We start from the raw sequence: 19,304 nt of genomic DNA, 5'->3' as shown, positions 1-19,304 counted from the left end.
AAAGATCTTTTACCAGTTCTTTATTTTCAAAGCGTTTTCCGCCGCTTGTTGCTGGGCCTCACTTTTAGACGCGCCCTCACCGCTAGCTACCAACTCTTTTTCAAGATATACGCCGATTATAAATTTCTTAGCGTGATCCGGGCCGGTGGTTTCTAAAACTTCATAAGTCGGGGTAATGCCGACTCGCTCTTGCGCCGCTTCCTGAAACAAGCTTTTAGCGTCACGCCATAGCTTTTTTTCTATCACGTTTTTAAGTTCCGGAATAAGATTTTTTAAAATGAATTTTTCTGCCGATTCGTAACCCTGATCCAAGTAAAGTGCGCCAATAAAAGCCTCGAAAGTATTTGCTAATATATATTGCCGGCCCCGGTTGATTTCTTTCGCTTCACCCTTTGAAAGATAGAGGTAATCGTTAAAACCTAAACGATCCGAAATTTGCAAAAGCATTTGGGAATTTACCAAAGCCGCTCTTAAACTTGTCATTTCGCCCTCCGCTAAGTCCGGATAATTTTTGTAAAGATAGTCGGTTACAATGAGCTCTAAAACAGCGTCTCCTAAAAATTCAAGCCTTTCGTTGTGGCCCAAGCTAAAAGCGGGATTTTCGTTTAAATAAGAACGGTGAATAAAAGCCTGCTTCAGCAGATTTTCATTTTTAAATTTTATTCCGAGATTTTTTTGTAAATCTTTAAAATCCATCTGACATGATTACATTATATTTAAATGATAATAAATAATTTATTAAAAATTTAATATCTTTATTTTCATGCTTTCCTCGCTCGCCCAGCGTGCTTGCTTCAGGGATTCGCCCTCGCTCTGCCGCCTGTGGCGGCAACCATGCCCGCTCGGGCTCATAACCCGCTTTGAAAACAAAAATATTAAATTTTATAAAAACCGGAAAATAATTTATTCTTTATCATTTTTCTGTTCATCTAATTTTTCTTTGCCGCGGCGCGGACCGCCCTCTTCCTTGCCCGGTTCGCCAATAGCTCTATATATAGTTCCCAATACGCCGTTTATAAATTTTCCCGATGTTTCGCCGCCAAAACTTTTGGCCAATTCAATTGCTTCATTAATAGCAACTTTGGGAGGCACTTCTTCGCGCTTGCCGAATAAAAGCTCATAAATCCCGAGCCGTAAAACATTTCTATCAACCAAGCCGATCTGTCCAAGGGGCCACTCCGGCGCGGTTTTAACGATAATTTCATCAATTTTTTCGCGATTTTCTAAAACGCCCTTTATTAGATCCCTGACAAATTTATCATCTTCAATGCCCGGCCCGAATTCTTCTATATTTCTCTCCAAAATTTCATCAAGATGAGAATCTTTAGAACCATTAAAATCCCATTCGTAAAGGGTTTGAAGGGCAATTGATCGTGAAAGGTGCCTGTTTGCCATAGTTTTATAATAATAACATAAAAATAAAATCCCGCAATGCGGGATTAATAGGCCGTCGTGAAAGTGTAAAGGCGGAATACAAACAGCCATTAAGATTGTTGGCCGTTTGTAGTATCTGTTTTCTTGCCGACTATTTCTTCAAGATATTTTATAAAATCCGGAAATGACATTCGCGTAAGAATTCTGTTAATTTGTGCTTTGTAATTACCTACCAGGCTAACGCTATCTGCCTCAAGATCACGTATCTTCCACTTTCCGTCAACATGATGCAATTTATAATCTAAGGCTATATCATGAGAAGAAATCTTCATACGAGTATGAACAACCGCTTCAAAGTTAAAAAAGAAAAGTTTATGGCCAATATATTCTACGGACAAATTATTTGCCGATTTTATAAAAATGCCATACCGCATCTCCAGAAGATGGGGGAAGAGATCGGCAAGCGCCGATTTATCTTTATCGTTAACTTTCAACCCGGTAAGTAAGTTTTCGGTAATACTTGAAAAATCAAAAGAGATTTTTATGAGATTTAAAATCTTTTCTTTTTGAATATCTTTGCTTTCATCCGATTTAAGAATACCAAGACACTCGTCAATCATGTTCTTTACAAAAACTGTGGGGCTTTCATGATTGGCAAAAGAAATATTTGGAGAAACTGCGATAGCTAAAAAGAGCGGCAGGACATATAAGAGCTTTTTAAAATTCATGTGTCAATCCCCTCGTTGATAATTTGTTAAGATTCTATATAAAAACCCAATATTACCTTGATACCATACTTAGATAATAATTAAAAGGAATCCCCACGCTTAGTTAACTATCTGTCAAATCTCGTTGTTAAAAAATACGCCGACAGCAAGAACATAAACTATGCAGCGAGCCAGCCGCCGTCTACATAAAATGTGGCGCCGGTGACATAGCTTGATTCTTCGGAGGCCAGAAAAACCACCATCGCCGACACTTCTTCCGGCCGGCCGATCCGCTTTAGAGGAACATTCTGTATAATTTCTTCTGCCGTTTCCTTGGTTAATTCTTTGCCGGATTCTCGAACCATCGGGGTATCAATGGCGCCGGGAGCGATAACATTAACGTTTATTCCCAGCGGCGCCCATTCTATGGCCATGCTTTCAGACATGCCGATTATTCCTCCTTTAGAGGCCGCATAATGCGCCGCGCCCTCAAAACCTATCCCTAATCCTCCTGAAGCAATAGAAGCAATGTTGATGATTCTTCCCCATTTGTTTTTGGCCATTTCTTTCGCGGCTCTTTGCGCGCAAAGAAATTCCCCTTTTAGATTTATATCAATAGTTTTATCCCATTCTTCTTCAGTCATCTCTAAGGCCGCCTTTGGCGCGTAAATTCCCGCGTTATTTACCAAAATATCAAGCCGGCCAAAATGTTTTATCACTTCGTCAAAAACCTGATTAACTTCGGCGGCATTTGAAACATCCATTTTAAGACAAACTGCCTCGCCGCCTTTTGATTTTATTTCATCTGCAACCGGCCGGCACTCATTTGCGTCAACATCCGTTACCACAACTTTCGCCCCTTGCTCTGCCAACGCGAGCGCGTGGGTTCTGCCCATCCCTCTTCTTGCGCCGGTTATTAACGCGATTTTGTTTTTTAGCTCAAACATAACTTTTTTAGTTTAACATAATTCAACAAAAAAGAAATCCCCCGCTTCGCGGGGGTAAAAATTTTCAATAACTAAATAACTATATCCTGGTCATCGGCCAATCGCTTGAAAGTCGGCGAAATTTTATACAACTCTTCAAAAGAACCGGCAATCGCCTCTATTTGAGAACCGCCGTTTTTAACTTCATCGGAATTTTTAAGAACAATAAATTTGTTGCAAAGCTTGCGAATCGTGCTCAAGCGGTGCGCCACAATCAAAGCGCTGATTTTGCTTTCGAGAATCGCAGCCAAACCGGCCTGAACCGCTTTTTCCGTAGACGAGTCAAGATTGCTCGTTGCTTCATCAATTACCAAAAGAAGCGGGTTCTTTATCGTCGCCGCAGCTATCATAAGACGCTGCGCTTCACCGCCAGACAGTTTAATGCCGTTTCTTCCGACCATCGTTTCCAACCCATTGACTAATCGGCTGCCGAAATCCACTTTTAATGACCTCATTAACTTCCACAGCTCATCATCGGTAATTTTTTCCCGTTTTTCCGGGCTTAGACCGTAAGTTAAGTTATAGCGAACCGTGCCGTCGTATATTTGCGACTGCTGGGGAATGTAGCCGATGCAACTCATCCATGATTTTAATTTTACATCGCGAAGATCTGCAGAGTTAACAAATATATTCCCGTGGTCAGGATCCATATATCTTAGAAGCAGCCTCATAATCGTGGTTTTTCCAGCGCCACTTTCTCCAATTAACGCAACTTTATCGCCCGGATCAATAGTAAAATTGATTTTACTGACAACCGGCATTCCGTTCTTTTTAGAACTATTGTCTTCATCTTCTTCGCTTCCAAACGGATAAGTGTGGGTAACATCCTTAAATTCAATGCCAATCTCTGAAATATTAGAAGTACCGAGCGCATTATCTTTCTCAACCAAATCCGGCTTTATTGACAAGGCATTTATCATTGAGCGAACTGCCGGCATATTCCAGTTAAATTCGTGCTCAATGTCTCCTACGCGCCAGATATTTTCAAGAACTCTCAAGCTCCAAATGTAAAGAGAGTATAATGATCCAATTATCCAGTTGCCGCTATAAACCTGCCAAGCGCCATAACTCAATATCATGAAGAACCCCAGAAAGTTAAAAGAACCGCGAAAACTGCACTGTTTTATTACCCAAATCCAAAAACCTCTATCTTGATTTATCGCTCTATTAAACCATGCACTCATAAACGGAAGTTCTTCTAACTCCTTGCCGCATGTTTTTACTCGTTCAACTTTTTCCCAGCGTTCAAGGCGATAGCGATTTAATTTTCTAAATTCTTTATCGATCGGGAAACAAACTTCAATCACTTTCTGATTAAGAAACAACATCCAAATCAGATAAACGGCAATGACAAAAGTTGTAATCGCTCCGGCAACTATGCTAAAAACCCATATCATAATATAGGAAAACAACAGCGACAGCAGCATGGGAATTCCGTCAAACAACATCATATTGTGAAGATGAATCACTTTGCCGCGGCCCTTGTCTATATTGGCAACGTTTAGAGACGAGCTCTCCTGTATGTGCTGACCCATTGACTTTTCAAAGAAGAGCTCCGTAATGCGCTCGTCTAAAGTTCCCCAGCTCATACCGGCAATATACTCTCTTGCGATATCTCTATAGTAGCTGGCAATTCTATCAAAAATGAAACATAAGGCAATACCGGCAAAGCCGATTATAATGGTGCGCCATTTGCGATCCGTTAAACCGTTAAAAATATAACCGAAAAACCATGGGGAAGCCGCCGTAAAAGCGGTAGAGAAAAGCAAGGCTACTATGAACCGCTTGGTCCAATACCGGCACGCATCGGTTGAAAGCTCTCGAACAACCCACTTGAATAGAGATGCGGTTTCTTTAGCGCTTTTAACATAATCGCGCCAAGTAAGCGGGATTTCTCTTGTTTCTTCAGAATTTTCCATCTCGTCTCCCTTCTTCTTAAGTTGTTAATGTTCTCTGAAAATTAAACCCGCCCCTCGACTACGCTCGGGGCGGGTTTATTCCAATCTTAAGCCAAAATTAGCTAATGGGAATTACAAATCCGCCTCGGCAAAATTTGCCCAAAAATTGGGCTCGGGTAATGTCTTTAGTAATAAAGCAACGTCTAATCATTGTTATAATGATAATACGCCTGAAAACCTTTGTCAACTAAATTTGCAAGTTAATTTCCGATCGGTTCTAAACTTGCAATGTTGCCAAGCGCGTTTTAATTTTGGTTTTTTATTTAAGCCATTCGCGCCAGTTTTTCGGCCAGCCGATAACCAAAAGTAAGGCAAGTGGCGCGCCCCAGTTCGCCCATCTTTCAACAAAATCCCAGACGGGCATTCCGACAATCGGGCGCAAAAGCGCCGTCCAAAATCCCCAAAACACCATCCATAGCAAAGCGACGCGAACGGGTTTTATCAAAATTAAAATTGCCAAAGCGATATCCATTATGCCGACAAGAAATAAAAGTTGAGTTGCTAATCCGATATCGGAAATGCCAAAAGTGGAAAACCAGTTCACCCAGTCTTTTTTACCTTGAATAGCGAAAACTCCATGTCCAATAAATTCACCGGCAACAGAGATGCGCAAAACCCAGCTTGCCCCGTTAAATTTGCGAAGCAAATTTTCTTCGGGGTTAATAAATTTTGTGTTCATATTTTTCTTGTCCTCCGTAGCTTTACGCGAAGGAGGATGTTTTTAATAATTATTTAAATTTTTAGCTTTGGTTCAACTCTTTTTAATAATACTGCATTAGTAGCAACGATGATTGATGAGGCCGACATTAAAAGCGCAGAAATTTCCGGCCGCAAAGACCAGCCAAGCGAGCTGTAAAATATTCCGGCCGCAACCGGTATCGCTAAAATATTATAAATAGCCGCCCAGAAAAGATTCTGCTTCATTTTAGTAACCGTGGCCTTGCTTAAGCGCAAAGCCGCGACAATGTCGTACGGGTCCGATTTCATAAGAACGATATTGCCGGTTTCTATGGCAACATCCGTTCCGGCGCCGATAGCAATACCGATATCCGACTGCGCGAGTGCCGGCGCGTCATTGATGCCGTCGCCAACCATCGCCACAAACTTTCCTTCATCCTGCAATTTTTTAACATATTTTGCTTTATCGCCAGGAAGCACTTCGGCAAATACCCTATCAATACCAAGCTCATGCCCAATGCCTTCCGCCACTTTTGGGTGATCGCCGGTGATCATCGCCACCTCTAACCCCAGATTCTTTAGCGCCATAATAGTTTTTTTAGAATTTGCCCGAGGCGGGTCCGCCGCGGCAATAACGCCGGCAAAAACTCCATCAATCGAAAGCAGGCTTAGCGTTTTCCCCTCTTTTGCCAACCGATCAAGAATGTCTTTCATCGGTTCGGTCGCAACGCCGTTATCATTAAGCAACTTTTCTTTTCCGGCCAAAACAATCTTGCCGGCAATTTTCGCTTTAAGTCCGTAGCCGGCAATAGACTCAAAATTTTCCATTGGCTTAAGCGGTAAGGCATTGCGCCTTTCGGTTTCTTCAAATATGGCCTTGGCCAGCGGATGATTAGACCCGGCTTCCAAGCTGGCTTCGTATTTGAGCAAATCATCTTCGGTAAAATCATTAAATGCCATAACATCAGTAACTTTTGGTTTTCCTTCCGTAAGTGTTCCGGTTTTATCCAAAATAATCGCGCTGATTCGCGAGGTGTTTTCAAGAGTCGCCGCGTCTTTAATAAGAATGTTGTGCTTGGCGCCGATTCCCGTTCCGACCGCGACTGCAGTTGGCGTTGCCAAACCCAAAGCATCCGGGCAGGCAATTACTACCGCGGAAATCGCGAAAGTAAGCGCAATAAGAAGTCCGGCATCAGCGCCAAAATACCACCCCATAAACGCGGCGAGTCCCGAACTAATAGCAACTATCACCAGCCAGCCGGCAGCCTTGTCGGCAATGCGCTGGCCCGGAGCTTTAGAGTTTTGGGCAGTTTCAACAAGTTTTATGATTTGAGCTAGGACAGTTTCCGAACCGACTTGCGTCGCCTTGAATTTAACCGCGCCGGTTTGGTTTACCGAACCGCCCACCACCTTATCGCTGACCGTTTTCGAAACCGGAATTGATTCGCCGGTAACAAGAGACTCATCAATTGATGACTCTCCATCAACAATGACGCCATCAACCGGCACCTTGTCGCCGGGCCGCAGAACCACAATATCATTATGAATAATTTCGGCGCTTGGAATCGTGATCTCTTTTCCATCGCGAACCACTTTTGCCTGCGGCGGCACCAAATCAAAAAGCGCGCGGAGCGCGTCGGAAGTGCCGCGCCGGGACTTCATTTCCATCCAGTGACCGAAAAGCACGAAAGTTACAAGAAGCGCCGCCGCTTCATAGAAAGTTTCCGATCCCGGCCGCGCCACCGTCAAGAGAACGCTGAAAAGATAGGCCGCCAAAACGCCGGTGGCAATTAAAACCGACATATTGAGCTTACGCGCCTTAAGCGAGTAATAGGTGCCCGTAATAAAAATTGAACCTGTCCAGAATACAATTGGGGTGGTAAGAATCAGGAGCAACCAATTGACGGGAATGGGAGTCGGAAGATTTAGTTTGAAAAAATTAATGCCGACGGGTGAATATAGAAAAATCGGGATGGAAAGCAGAAAAGAAACTAAAAACCGGCGGCGCATGTCAGCTTCCATTTTTTTTGCCATCTGCGGGCTGGCCATCGCCATTTCGTGATCTTTATGGCTCAACTCCGAAACATCAAATTCCGTTATTCCGCCGTCAACTTCTTTGGGAATAAGCGCCATTCCGCAGCCCGGACAAAGTCCCGGTTCGTTTTTAACTACTTCTGGATGCATTGGACAAGTGTAAACTGTTTTGTGATGATTATGATTCATATTTTGATTTTACGATAAGCCAAAATGAAACAACCGCGAGCGTACTAAAAAGTATTAAAGGAAACCATACCGGGCCAATCCACGGCCAAGGAATTAAAAAGTATACGTCCGCTGTTAAAAGCGAGGGCGGCCATTTAAGAAATAAGTATAGAAAAAAATAATAAAAGAGGTCCCAAATGGAAAAAGCCCAGATAAATCCCAAAATTTTCTTCTTTAAGCGACTGGAAAATAAAAAACCAACGGCCGCAAGCATTATAATTGTAGCGACTTCGCGCCATAATTCCACGCGCAGAATTCGCTCGGGCATAACGGCCAAATCCTGAACAGAATTAATAAAAAATTCCAAAGGATAATAAAGTTCCCGAAGATAAATAACCACCGCGGCTTCAACGAGCGCCATGGCAACGGCATATAAAGTTAAAACAAAAAACTTTTTAAACACTTAAGCGGCTTTCATAAACCGATTGTGCAGCCAGGCAAAAACATACGCGGTTATGTAGGTAAAAACAACTACTTCAACAAATCCGTATACCGCTTGAGGGAAGCCCACCACGCCTGCCTCTAAGTTCACAAGGTGAACCATGTAGCTAAAAAGTTTCATCGCCAAATCCGGCACCAAAGCAACAAAGGCAGCGCAAATAACATACCAGACTCCCATTACCGCACTGGCCGCTAACGCAAATTTATTTTTATCAAGTTCCATAATTTTATTTAATGTTAATTACTAATTATCGACCTTTATACTCATTATATGCCGCAACCCTGGCCCCTGTTATTAACAGGGGGCGCGACTTCGCTTAAAATATTTTGATAGCCGGAGGCGCTGGAATAATTATAACCCAAAATTTCTTTCGGGTCAGCGTTGGCCCAATCAGTATTTTTCTTTTCCTTTAAATATTTTTCAATTGTCAAATACGTGTCGGGGAACCAATATGAATTTATTTGGAGCGCGATTTTATACATTTCTTTTTCGGAAATGCCTTGTGAAGCCATAAGTTCTAAAAGCCCCAGCATCGCCATTCCGTGATTACAGTCGGGAAAGTAAGTTGGATTGCCGCAACACGGGCGATAGATATTTTTGGAAACTTCTTCCGCCAATTTTTGCTGTTCCGATGTCAGAATAATAAATGAGTGTTTTGAGTAATGCTCCATCGCGCCTTGTCTTGAGCCTGTCGAAGGATCGCCTTTAGCTAAAGTCCAGCCACCGGTAGAAGCAAATCTGCTTGCATCTCCGCCGTATTTTAAATCGGTCATCGGCCCGTTTTCTAAAATTTTATTTTTGTTTGAAAGCCCAAATGCCCAAAGCATGTTCAGCCAAAATCCTGCGTTTTCCGGCGTGATTTTTATATTTCCATTATTTTTTCCGTAAAGAATTTGTTTTTCTTCTTCAATCAAACCGCCCCGCTGTGAATAAATCGCTTCAAACTTATTCTTATCAATCACTCCTACATCAACAAGTTTAGAGCCCAAATCGTTCCACCTTACCGGAATTTCTATGCCCCCTGGCGGCAAAACAATATTCTCAAAATTATTTTGCGCAGGCGTGGCAAACGGCGTTGATATTTTTTGATTAAAAACCCGCGCTTGACTGAAAAACAAAACCGAAAGGCCTAAAACAGCCGCAACACTGAAAAGTTCTATTTTAGTGAATTTCATCCCGTTAGAGATAGGAAACGTTTTAATCTGTTTTTAAGATAACATTTCCCCATACCGCTTTTTAAATATTTTTCTCTCGACCTTGAATCTTCTTCATTGAGACATGCTTCATAATATATTAATTTTCATGGACCTCTGTATTTTGTCCAAGTTGACTTTCCTGAGTTATGTTGATTAAAACGTTTCCGTAAATTATCGGCGCTTCCAGTATACCAATAGCCGCTTTTTTGACTTTCAATTACATAAGTGTAAAACATAAGGTTTGGATCTCTAACGGGATTCATAATTTATTAACAACAATCTTTCATTTTTTCTTCCAACTCTTTTAATTTTTTTGGATCCGCGGCGTTAATATCCCCGCCGACTTTAAAAATAAAAAACAAATAACCTAAAACCAGAATAATCGCCGCTTCGGATATCAAAACCCATAAACCGATATTGCCGATTGCAAAATAAGAAAGAATAAAGCCGATAATAATTATTATGAGTTTCATCATTGGGCTATGCCAGTCAAATCTCTTTTCCGCCTGAAATGCGATACCTGTTACTGTGCCGCCCATAGCTATCGCGATAATCAATTCCCAGCTATCGGCTTCCAGCAGTCCCATAACTATGCCGGCCGAAATTAAAAGCCAAGTTAAACTTACTATAGCGCAGACCGAACATATTTTAACTTTTAATTTTTGCATTTTTGCAATTTAAAATAAGAATATAAATACTCCCAGTACTATCATAGCAATTCCGCCCCAAAAACGCATCGGCTTGCTTTCCCGTTTTTGCCAATTTGAAACTTTTGACAGAAGCGAGCTGTCGCTTGCGATGGCAAGAATGATTACAAGAGGCAAAATAAAAATCAGATTATAAATAAGTAAGTAACCCAAGCCGTTTACGTATGTCGCTTTATCGTGAAGAAGTCCCAAAGCCATTAAGTATGGTCCGCCGGTGCAGGGAAATTCGCAAAGTCCGGTAAGTCCGCCCAAAGCAAAAGCGGTCGGCACCGACGCTTTTTCCATAAGACCGGCCATTTTACGATGCGCGACTGCAGGGATGCGAAGTTTAATGGGAAAAGCAGGAAAAAATTCATTAATAAGATTGATTGACCCAAGTGCTATAAGAAGCACTGCACCGAGCTTGGCCATAAAATGAGGAGTGTCGAAGATATGCAGTGTCTGTAAAATACCGAGCCCAATAAGCATGTAAACCGTAAAAATTCCGAAGATATAAAAACCGCCTATCCTGATAATTTTTGAACGGAAAGAACCGATGCTGAAAAGAAAAGCGATGGTTAAAAGCAAAACCGAAAATGAACACGGATTGATGCTGTCTAAAACCGCGGCCGTGCCAATAAGCGGTAAAAGCCAAGAACCCTCATTGCTTAAGCGCCAAAGCATTGCCGTACCGAAATTCCCCCACTGCAATACCAGCGCAAAAGTAGCCAAAGCGACACCAAAAACGACAAGGGTAATAAATTTTTTGTTCACCCCGTTAGATATTTGATTATTATTTTTTTCCATAATTTTGTTTTTACTTCCAGCCTCGTTAAATATTTCTTATAAAATATCTTATAGATATCTAACGGGGTTCATAACCTACGGGGTCACAACTGCTTTAAATTGAATTTCAAAAGGTTTGCCGGAATCATTTTCAACATAAACCGCTCGTTCAATTGGCCCAACGCCGGCCGGACCGTGAGCCGCCGGATCAAATATCGTTTTAATTGTTATTTCTTCGCCCGGCATTACAATTTGATTGATTGCCGGCGCAAAACCGCCGTGCCCGGGCATGCCGTAAGGGCCGAGTTCCTTGCCGGAAGACATTTGTAAAATCGCTGTGGTACACATGCAGGAAGTATAAATTTTGGTGATATTTACGGGTTTTGAGCCGGTATTTTTAACGCTAAAATCATGGCTGACATTGCCTTTGGCCATAGAGATTTTACCAAAGTCAAAGAAACTTTCGGCAGCCGCAAGCGCGCTTGATCCGGTTAAGGATGCTTTCGGAGTCTGATTTTCAGACGAGCGGCGTGAAATCCAAATAAATCCGACAACAATGGCGAGAATGATGGCGCTCCAGATAATGATATTATTTTTATTTTCCATATTTAGATATTATAAACAAATTAATAAACAAAAATTCCTCTTTTAAGAAGGAATTAATGGCGCGCGGATAAAAACCGAAAAATCGGCTTATACCGCCACCGTAACTAAAGCCGGACTGTTTATATGAAGCGAAAGCCAACGGGTAATTTCTTTGTTTTTTGAAAGTATTGGAAATTTCCCGAAATTATATGAAAAAACAAAATTATCGTCTTCATCTTTATCTAATGGCCGCGGCAATAATGAAAAAACTATTCCGGAAAGAAGAGTCAATAAAACAGCGACAAGAACCGCTGTTGAAAAGTATTTAAAAGCACCGAGGTGAAAAACTACAAAGGTGAAAGCGTCGTTTAAGGGACAAAGCGCATTCATGCCACTTGAAGCAATACAGCCGCCATCGTGAATATCGCCATAAATCATTGAAAGAAAGCCAAAAACCGCCACCCCGGCAAAGCTGATTATTAAAAATGTAACAAACGCGTATTTCATAATAAAAGCATCATAACAAAGCAACATCTAAAAATCAATAATTTATTTCAACTATTTTTTGCCTTGAAGTGTGGCCGGAGATAATTCTTACTGCCGAGAATGGCACTTTAAAATGTTTGGCGAGCGCCATAATAATCGCCGCGTTGGCTTGGCCCTTTATCGGCGGTTCTTTAACGCAAATTTCGAAGTTAGTTTCACTTAATTTCTTTATGCTCTCGTTTTTTGAATTGGGTTTAGCCTTTATAAATATTTTCATACATAATTATATTATCCGTATCCGCACAAGTGTCCTCGAGGTATTTTGTGCGGATAATGAGCAAATAAAGTTACTTGATGTCAGTGGCATTTTTTTATTTAAGAAAATGTTCAATTAATTCCTTCCACGATTTTACGCGGGTATAGCCGATGGTGTTTTCCCCGCCCCGAAGTGGCGAGGTCTCGCCTTGGGCGGAAAAAGCGCCTAGATTGTCAAAAAGAAAACGGTTTTTTACATCAACCAATTTTTCTAATATACCCGTATCATCGTCCGCGTAATGCGTCACCCCCATTTCGCGCGCTTTTATATTTTTATCTTCCGGTTCCACCACAAAAAAAGCATTTTTTTCATTAAAAAATTTCGGCCACAAGCCATGATGTTTTAATGCTTCAATGGCTGATATCGGCTCACGGCGTCTTGATATCAAAACAAAGGGCAAGTTATTTTTTTGTAACTTCAAAAGTCCCAATTTCACGCCAGGCATCAGAGACGTAGTTTTAAAAAACCTAGGATCGTGATATAAGATTTGTAACAATTTATCTAAAACCGGTCTTTCAACAATAGATTTAATTATTTCGGACGGAGTTTCTTCCGGCTTGAGCTTGAATCCGAACTTCTTAGCCAGTTTCATTTTCAAAGGCGCGTGGTTAATGATAACGCCGTCCAAATCAAGTCCGATGATTTTTTTGTTATCCACAGGTTTCATTGCTTTAAATTGAGTTATAGATTATTTTCATAATAACAATAATTCAGCACTTTAAAAATTACAAGCGGAGACCCGGATGAATCGCGAAAATGTTTTTGAACAACAGGCACGACAAATTCTTGCATATCTTAAAAGCAGCGTCCGTTACGATGAAAATTTTCTTCCAAGGCCATTTTTTGTTGAACTTACCGGCCCGCCATCAAGCGGTAAAACAACTATCATAAAAGAACTTGATAGCTTCTTTCGACACCACGGCTTTCGCGTTTTAAAACCTCAAGAAGGTGCGGAAGTAATTCGCCACATTCCTCGCTCAACGCCTCTTTATAATATAAGAACAGGCCTTTATGCCTTGAACATTCTCATAGATGAAAGTATGGGGCACCTATACGATATTATCATTTTTGAAAGATGTGCTTTTGATGCTATTTGCTGGATGCAGTATTGGCTGGAAAAAGGAAAACTAAGCTTAGAAGAGAGAGATTTAATTCAAAAGTTTTTCTTATCACGTTTTTGGATAAATAAAATTGATGCCGCCTACTTTTTGATATGCGATCCGGAAGTGGCTATGAAGCGGGAATTAAGAATCGCCTTGAGCCAAAAATTGGGCGACACTACTAATCCCAAAACTATCGAAACATTGGTATCTCGTTATCGTTCAGCTTTCGAGATCCTATCTCCGGAATACAAACAGCTTCGCCTTATGGACACCACCAACATTGATGAACAGGTTATGATCGAGACAATCGCGCAAGAAATTCTCAACATTTTTGAGAAAAAAACGAAAGAAGGAGAAAAAATTGGATAACCGAAATGCCCCTCTGCGTTCTTTATTAAGCAAACCGATAATTCTGGAACATATTAAGGAAGGAAATATTTTTATTGACCCATTTAACATTAATGACTTGCGAACCACCAGTTATGACGTTAGACTGGGAGAAAATTATTTCCAGGAACAACCATTCCGAGCGTTACATCGGCGCGTTTTAAATCCATTTGACCAAGAACATATTCAAAGATACTGTGGTAACCCGCAAAAAGCGACAGTGGCAGCCGACTGGATAGCAGAAAACGGACCGTTAAAAAATATCAAACCGGAAGATAAGGTTATCATTTTAGGCCCGGGCGAATGTATTCTGGCTCATACACAAGAATTTATAGGCGGAAGAAATTGCGTAACAACGGAAATGAGAGCCAGGAGCTCTATGGGGAGAATTGGTATTACCGTATGTAAGTGCGCCGGCTGGGGCGACGTTGGCTTCTGCAATAGATGGACCATGGAAATGAGCAACCACCTGAAAGATACGTCTATAGTTTTAGTAGTGGGAATGAGGGTTGCCCAAATTCCTTTCTATCAAGTTGATCCGCTTGATGAAAGCTACTCTTCGGGCGGAGGCCAATATCAGACAACCGACGATACAAAAAAGATGATTGAAACCTGGTCGCCGTACTTAATGCTTCCGAAATTTAACAGAGACAGTTATTAAAATATCTATAAAAACAAAAAGCGGCCGTACTTAGAGCCGCTTTATTTTTTTATTATAAATTTATCTAGAAGATTGGAATAACGAAAAACAATGTAGGCATTGAAAATACCAATTACCGCTCCCACTAGAATATCTGTCGGGTAGTGAACACCGGCAACGATGCGACTTACGGAGATTAAAGTTGCCGCTACAAAAAACCAAACACCCCATTTTTTATTGTAAAAATAAATAGCCATGGCTAATGCGAAGAAAAATGCCGCATGACCGGAAGGAAAAGAGCAATTGGCTTCGCCCACCAACTGATTTGCGGTAAAAGCCACAAACGGCCTCGGCCGGCAATATAGAAAACGGATTATTTCGGTGATCACAAACCGCGACAAAACAACCGAAATCGCAACTGTTAAAAATACTTTTAATTTATCTTTATAAAACGGCGCCAAAAAAAGAATCGCGAGAAAAAATACCGCCAAAAAATATCCAAAATAATCGGCAAAAAAAATTGCAAACCAATCAAAAATCTCCGATTTACCGGATAAATTATTGAATAAATAAAAAAGTTTAAGATCGAACATTTTTTAAAACCTTCTTTAGGCCTATATTTATTGGCCTGCTCTAACCTTACCAATTTTTGAAAAAAATGAAAACCGCCAGCTTTGGGCCGGCGGTGGTACGCCTAATTTATCTGCGATGATGGTGATAACGAGGGTGGGGATGATAGTGATAATGAGAGTAAGAATAATAGCGATAATAAGAATGGTAATGTGGAACAATAATTGGCCTTGTTATAACAGGTACCGAATAAACATTAATTGGAAAATCGGGACCGACGTAATGCGGGGCGGTGTATAGAGAACTGTATAACCCCGGCGAAAGCGAAACGGAACAGCCTGCCAAAAAACCAAACAAAAAAATTAACGTCAGAATAAATACCGCTTTTTTCGTGAAGAGCAGGCGCATTTTTCTTCCTCTCTTGCTTCATTTTTAGTTTTTAAACAGCGAATTAAGAGTACAATACCTTAAATTATTTGTCAAATAAAAAAATCAAGGGTTGTACGCTATTATTTTTTATACACTACTTTGTATATAACGCCGGCTTTATCGTCGGAGATGTACATCGTACCGCCTGGCTGAACCAGAATATCAACGGGGCGGCCAAGCGCGCCGCTTGAAGTTAGCCAGCCGGTTATAAAATCTTCGGTTCCAAGATAATTTCCCTTGCTATCAAGATTTATTCGTACCACCTTATAACCGGTCGGTTCGCTGCGATTCCAAGAGCCATGGTAAGAAACGAAAAGATTATACCAATACCCTTCCGGCCAGCCCTCCTCGGGAACAAAGGCAAGACCCAGCGGCGCCGAGTGCGCCGGAATATCAATATGACTTGAAATTTCAAACGGTTCCATACAAGGGTTTCTAATATAAGTATTTTTGTCGAAGATAGAGTCGTGGATGTTTTTACCATAACAAATTGGCCAGCCGTAATTTTTTCCTGCCTCAACAATATTAATTTCATCCGGCGGTATATTATCTCCCAAAAGATCGCGTCCCATTTCGGTTGCCCACATCTTTCCGTCAACATAACTCCAAGTGAAAAAAACTGCATTCCTTAGACCTCTGGCAAATTCTTTAAAATCGCCGCCGTTCTTATTCATTGAAAATATTTTGGCGCGCCGATTATCTTGTTCGTGGCAAACATTGCAAGACGAACCGATTGAAACATAAAGACGACTGTCCGGTCCAAAACCAAGAGTACGGGTGAAATGCCCGCCGCCCGAAGGCAGATCCGCGATTTTTTGAGAATGTTCATCCGAATAAATCTTAACTTTAGAAATTTTATCTTCTTCGGCAAAATATAAAAGAAAAGAATTTTGAGGATCAAAAACCAAGCCATGTGGATTATTAAGGTCGCGAAAAATGGAATGGGTAGCTACAGCTTTACCATCTTTTACTTCTATCTGGGAAATTATTCCTTTACCGGTTTGGCTGACCCATAGATTACCAAAACCATCAATTGCCATTACTCTTGCTCCCGGCAAATCTTTAGCAAAAACAGAAATGGAAAATCCACTAGGCAGTTTCAAGGGATATGGCGTTTGATTTTGATCAATAACTTCGGCTATATTTTCTGGCGGCGGACTAATAGCCGGCCAAACTCCTCTTAAGTTTTTATAATAAAAAAACGCGCCTATTAATGCAATAATCACTGCTACGGCGGTAATCAAAAATATATTTGATCTCCTCATATATACTCATTCTATCATAAAAACAGCCCCGCCATGGCGGGGCTGTTTTATTAACACGGATATTTTACATTGAACTGCCGCACATTTTGCAATCCTTCTTGTGAAACGCTATCAAATAAACCGCCGACAAACCAACCAATACATAAACTGCGCGCGCTAAATCGGCGCCTAGCCAATCACCTACACCGCCGCCTCCTAAAAGACCGATCCAAAGCCAGTTTAAACCCCCAATGATTACCAAAATAAAGGCAACCATGTGTAACATTTTCATATTCGTAAAAACTTATGTTTAAATTTAACTTTCGACCTTTGCGGAGCCACACTTATAATTAATCTAATTATTCAAATTAAATGCGGCATCTTACTATATATTATAACCTATCTGCTGTTTTAATGCTCCTAAACTTATTAACAGCCCTTATTCGGTTGTCATTCCGTCAAAGTGTTCTTCACCAGCCATGGCATCGGTTTTGGTTTTATGTATAACACCGTCGCGATGCTCGGGGGGAGAATAAATCGTATAAAGTTTAAGTTCCGCGTCTGCTGATGTGTTAATAATATTATGTTTCGTTCCGGCAGGAATAACGATGGCCGAACCATCTTCGATAATGTATTCAATGTCGTCTAAAATCGCTTTACCCGCGCCTTTTTCAACCCTTATAAACTGGTCTAATGCGTGTATTTCCTCGCCGATTTCTTCACCGGGTTTTAAAGACATAAGCACTAATTGGCTGTTTTTGGCGGTATATAAAACTTGGCGAAAATTTTCATTCTCAAGCGAAGCTTTTTCTATATTTGTTACATAACCTTTCATGGCTTATATTATAGCAAATTTAAAATGATTTTTATAATAGCGTCTTTTTCTTTGGGATTGCTTTCGGCGACAAGCAGGGCTAACGCGACTAGGGCGCTGTTATCTATCTTATTCTTTTCATTCTCGTTATATAGATAGTTGTTTTTACTAAGAAAATAAACGAACAAAAACGCGCCGATGCGCTTGTTGCCGTCATAAAAGGGATGATCTTTAATCACAAGATATAAAAGATGGGCCGCTTTTTTTGAAGTAGTGTCGTATAGTTCCCGACCATCGAATGTTTGATAAATATTTTTTATAACTCCTTCAAACATTCCGCTCCTTTGGGAACCAAATAAACTACCGGCCCCATTTTTTGCGGTAAGTTCGGTTTTGATAACTTTAATAATTTCAAGGCAATCTTCATATTTTAAAACAAATTTGGCCGGGATACCTTCAGGTTCCGCCAGCGTTCCGGAATCATACTTCTCAAGAAGCGAAAGGGCTTTTGAGTACTCGGAAAGCAAATCAAAAATTTCTTGAGATTGCCCTGTCAGCGATTCTTTTTGTCTCATATTTATTAAGTATAATAGTTAAAGTATAGCACAGTATTTAACTTTTTATTATTAATGTTATATTATTAAGATTATGGAAAAAGATTTTTATAAAGAGGGTGGCGACATGCGCGACACCGAACAGAAAAAGGATCCTTATGAGCAATATCAAGAATTGGGGGGTATTATAAATAGAGAGGACTACGAGAGTGCTATTCAGAGATCAGCCGAAACGGATACGGTAAGCGACACGGCAATGAAACAGGTAGAACAGGTAGAAAATATGGCGAAATTTACCGGAATTGAGTTGCAAAATGAGAAAAGCGCAAATGATCCCCGAGTAAAACTCTACGCAATATTGCGCAGCGACAGCAAACCCAAAGACGTTAAGTACCATCATAGCCAAATGTCGGACCAGCGTTTGTTTGCCGAAGTATTGCGAATATTTGGAGACACGGAAGCGCTAAGTAAACTGATTGGCGCATATCATAAAGTGGGAATTCATTGCCCAATCTGCTTGAAAGTAGTCGCGCCCGGCGAAGAGTGCCGCTAGTCCGGAGACCCCCCCCGCAGCTGTGGGGGTATTTTTATAACAAGTTCCGAATTATCGCTTATTTTTGCAGTTTATTGAATTCCTATCGCGCCGCCACCACTTACAAAAATGATAATGTTTGCGGCTAAGAGAATCAGATCAAGTTCCCAGCCGGTTTTATCCATCGCCGAAAATGGCGAGTGCCATTTTGTTATTTTCATCCAGATAGCGCTCGCCATCACAATAGCTAAAAGCAGCGCGGCAAGCTGGACAAAAAATCCAAGTACAAGCGCCGCTCCTGCCGCTCCTTCCACGGCACCTAAAACAAGAAAAGCGCTCCCCATTTTATTTTTTAATTTCGGCAAAGCATGATAGATGAAAATCGCCGCAATGACCAGCCGCAAAATAAAAAATGCAATATCGCTGTATTGACTTAGTTCAAATAGCATATTGTTTAATTAATTATAATAAGCTAAATTATAACATATTGGCACTCAAGTGCAGTATTTTTTACGCTTGACGGCATAATTAAAGATGTGTTATATTATGTGTAATTTACTGCGGATCTT

General features: G+C 40.9%; 25 protein-coding genes and 1 pseudogene. 3 read left to right on the top strand and 23 right to left on the bottom strand.

All coding sequences use genetic code 11. The annotated features are described in order from the left end of the window. Positions 1-9 precede the first annotated feature (9 nt). The 17 genes and pseudogenes from rnc to HYW79_01480 form a co-directional block, all read right to left on the bottom strand. Positions 10-696 (bottom strand): ribonuclease III, encoded by a 687-nt coding sequence (gene rnc, locus HYW79_01560; GenBank protein ID MBI2635212.1) that lies wholly within the window; start codon positions 694-696, stop codon positions 10-12. Between the two features lie 207 nt (positions 697-903). Continuing rightward, on the bottom strand, positions 904-1,395 hold the full coding sequence (nusB, locus tag HYW79_01555) for a transcription antitermination factor NusB (protein MBI2635211.1): 492 nt from the start codon (positions 1,393-1,395) through the stop codon (positions 904-906). 89 nt (positions 1,396-1,484) lie between these two features. Continuing rightward, positions 1,485-2,102 (bottom strand): ABC transporter substrate-binding protein, encoded by a 618-nt coding sequence (locus HYW79_01550; protein MBI2635210.1) that lies wholly within the window; start codon positions 2,100-2,102, stop codon positions 1,485-1,487. 158 nt (positions 2,103-2,260) lie between these two features. After that, positions 2,261-3,028, bottom strand: coding sequence for an SDR family oxidoreductase (locus tag HYW79_01545; protein ID MBI2635209.1), 768 nt, complete (start codon positions 3,026-3,028; stop codon positions 2,261-2,263). A gap of 71 nt (positions 3,029-3,099) precedes the next feature. Then, a complete protein-coding gene (locus HYW79_01540; GenBank protein ID MBI2635208.1) occupies positions 3,100-4,986 on the bottom strand; it encodes an ABC transporter ATP-binding protein in 1,887 nt (628 codons plus the stop codon). 298 nt (positions 4,987-5,284) lie between these two features. After that, entirely contained in the window at positions 5,285-5,704 is a 420-nt protein-coding gene (locus tag HYW79_01535; GenBank protein ID MBI2635207.1) for a hypothetical protein, read from the bottom strand. Between the two features lie 53 nt (positions 5,705-5,757). Beyond that, on the bottom strand, positions 5,758-7,836 hold the full coding sequence (locus HYW79_01530; protein MBI2635206.1) for a copper-translocating P-type ATPase: 2,079 nt from the start codon (positions 7,834-7,836) through the stop codon (positions 5,758-5,760). Between the two features lie 79 nt (positions 7,837-7,915). Next, the gene (locus tag HYW79_01525) at positions 7,916-8,368 is read right to left on the bottom strand and encodes a hypothetical protein (GenBank protein ID MBI2635205.1); all 453 of its coding nucleotides are present in this window, start codon (positions 8,366-8,368) and stop codon (positions 7,916-7,918) included. Continuing rightward, complete coding sequence (locus tag HYW79_01520) at positions 8,369-8,629, bottom strand: hypothetical protein (GenBank protein ID MBI2635204.1); 261 nt, start codon at positions 8,627-8,629, stop codon at positions 8,369-8,371. Between the two features lie 44 nt (positions 8,630-8,673). Continuing rightward, on the bottom strand, positions 8,674-9,582 hold the full coding sequence (locus tag HYW79_01515; GenBank protein MBI2635203.1) for a hypothetical protein: 909 nt from the start codon (positions 9,580-9,582) through the stop codon (positions 8,674-8,676). Further along, a pseudogene (locus HYW79_01510) lies at positions 9,579-9,839 on the bottom strand (GIY-YIG nuclease family protein). Before HYW79_01510 ends, HYW79_01515 begins: the two are co-directional and overlap by 4 nt. 33 nt (positions 9,840-9,872) lie before the next feature. Next, entirely contained in the window at positions 9,873-10,271 is a 399-nt protein-coding gene (locus tag HYW79_01505; GenBank protein MBI2635202.1) for a hypothetical protein, read from the bottom strand. Between the two features lie 9 nt (positions 10,272-10,280). Continuing rightward, positions 10,281-11,096 (bottom strand): hypothetical protein, encoded by an 816-nt coding sequence (locus HYW79_01500; GenBank protein ID MBI2635201.1) that lies wholly within the window; start codon positions 11,094-11,096, stop codon positions 10,281-10,283. 75 nt (positions 11,097-11,171) lie between these two features. Continuing rightward, entirely contained in the window at positions 11,172-11,681 is a 510-nt protein-coding gene (locus tag HYW79_01495) for a DUF1573 domain-containing protein (protein ID MBI2635200.1), read from the bottom strand. 87 nt (positions 11,682-11,768) lie between these two features. Beyond that, complete coding sequence (locus HYW79_01490; protein ID MBI2635199.1) at positions 11,769-12,167, bottom strand: hypothetical protein; 399 nt, start codon at positions 12,165-12,167, stop codon at positions 11,769-11,771. Between the two features lie 34 nt (positions 12,168-12,201). Next, positions 12,202-12,423, bottom strand: coding sequence for a DUF167 domain-containing protein (locus HYW79_01485; GenBank protein MBI2635198.1), 222 nt, complete (start codon positions 12,421-12,423; stop codon positions 12,202-12,204). Positions 12,424-12,517: 94 nt separating this feature from the next. Next, entirely contained in the window at positions 12,518-13,129 is a 612-nt protein-coding gene (locus HYW79_01480) for a hypothetical protein (protein ID MBI2635197.1), read from the bottom strand. A gap of 76 nt (positions 13,130-13,205) precedes the next feature. Here HYW79_01480 and HYW79_01475 point away from each other — a divergent pair, with 76 nt between their 5' ends. Further along, entirely contained in the window at positions 13,206-13,934 is a 729-nt protein-coding gene (locus HYW79_01475; GenBank protein ID MBI2635196.1) for a hypothetical protein, read from the top strand. Continuing rightward, positions 13,927-14,613: a hypothetical protein gene (locus tag HYW79_01470; GenBank protein MBI2635195.1), complete on the top strand. Its 687-nt coding sequence runs from the start codon at positions 13,927-13,929 to the stop codon at positions 14,611-14,613. The genes HYW79_01475 and HYW79_01470 overlap by 8 nt, the downstream gene beginning before the upstream one ends. Before the next feature lie 41 nt (positions 14,614-14,654). Here the strand turns inward: HYW79_01470 and HYW79_01465 are convergent, their stop codons facing one another. The 5 genes from HYW79_01465 to HYW79_01445 all read right to left on the bottom strand — a co-directional run bounded on the left by HYW79_01465 (position 14,655) and on the right by HYW79_01445 (position 18,224). Further along, positions 14,655-15,185 (bottom strand): phosphatase PAP2 family protein, encoded by a 531-nt coding sequence (locus HYW79_01465; protein MBI2635194.1) that lies wholly within the window; start codon positions 15,183-15,185, stop codon positions 14,655-14,657. Between the two features lie 486 nt (positions 15,186-15,671). Next, positions 15,672-16,856 (bottom strand): PQQ-dependent sugar dehydrogenase, encoded by a 1,185-nt coding sequence (locus tag HYW79_01460; protein MBI2635193.1) that lies wholly within the window; start codon positions 16,854-16,856, stop codon positions 15,672-15,674. Positions 16,857-16,920: 64 nt separating this feature from the next. Further along, a complete protein-coding gene (locus tag HYW79_01455; protein MBI2635192.1) occupies positions 16,921-17,127 on the bottom strand; it encodes a DUF378 domain-containing protein in 207 nt (68 codons plus the stop codon). 147 nt (positions 17,128-17,274) lie between these two features. Then, entirely contained in the window at positions 17,275-17,670 is a 396-nt protein-coding gene (locus HYW79_01450; protein ID MBI2635191.1) for a cupin domain-containing protein, read from the bottom strand. 8 nt (positions 17,671-17,678) lie between these two features. Beyond that, the gene (locus HYW79_01445; GenBank protein ID MBI2635190.1) at positions 17,679-18,224 is read right to left on the bottom strand and encodes a Fic family protein; all 546 of its coding nucleotides are present in this window, start codon (positions 18,222-18,224) and stop codon (positions 17,679-17,681) included. 73 nt (positions 18,225-18,297) lie between these two features. Here HYW79_01445 and HYW79_01440 point away from each other — a divergent pair, with 73 nt between their 5' ends. Beyond that, positions 18,298-18,756 (top strand): hypothetical protein, encoded by a 459-nt coding sequence (locus tag HYW79_01440; protein MBI2635189.1) that lies wholly within the window; start codon positions 18,298-18,300, stop codon positions 18,754-18,756. Between the two features lie 71 nt (positions 18,757-18,827). Here the strand turns inward: HYW79_01440 and HYW79_01435 are convergent, their stop codons facing one another. Further along, entirely contained in the window at positions 18,828-19,184 is a 357-nt protein-coding gene (locus HYW79_01435) for a DoxX family protein (GenBank protein ID MBI2635188.1), read from the bottom strand. Between the last annotated feature and the right edge of the window lie 120 nt (positions 19,185-19,304).

The organism is Parcubacteria group bacterium, from assembly GCA_016186325.1.
Classification (GTDB): Bacteria; Patescibacteriota; Minisyncoccia; order UBA10092; family UBA10092; genus JACPHB01.
This window is presented reverse-complemented; position numbering and strand designations above follow the sequence as displayed.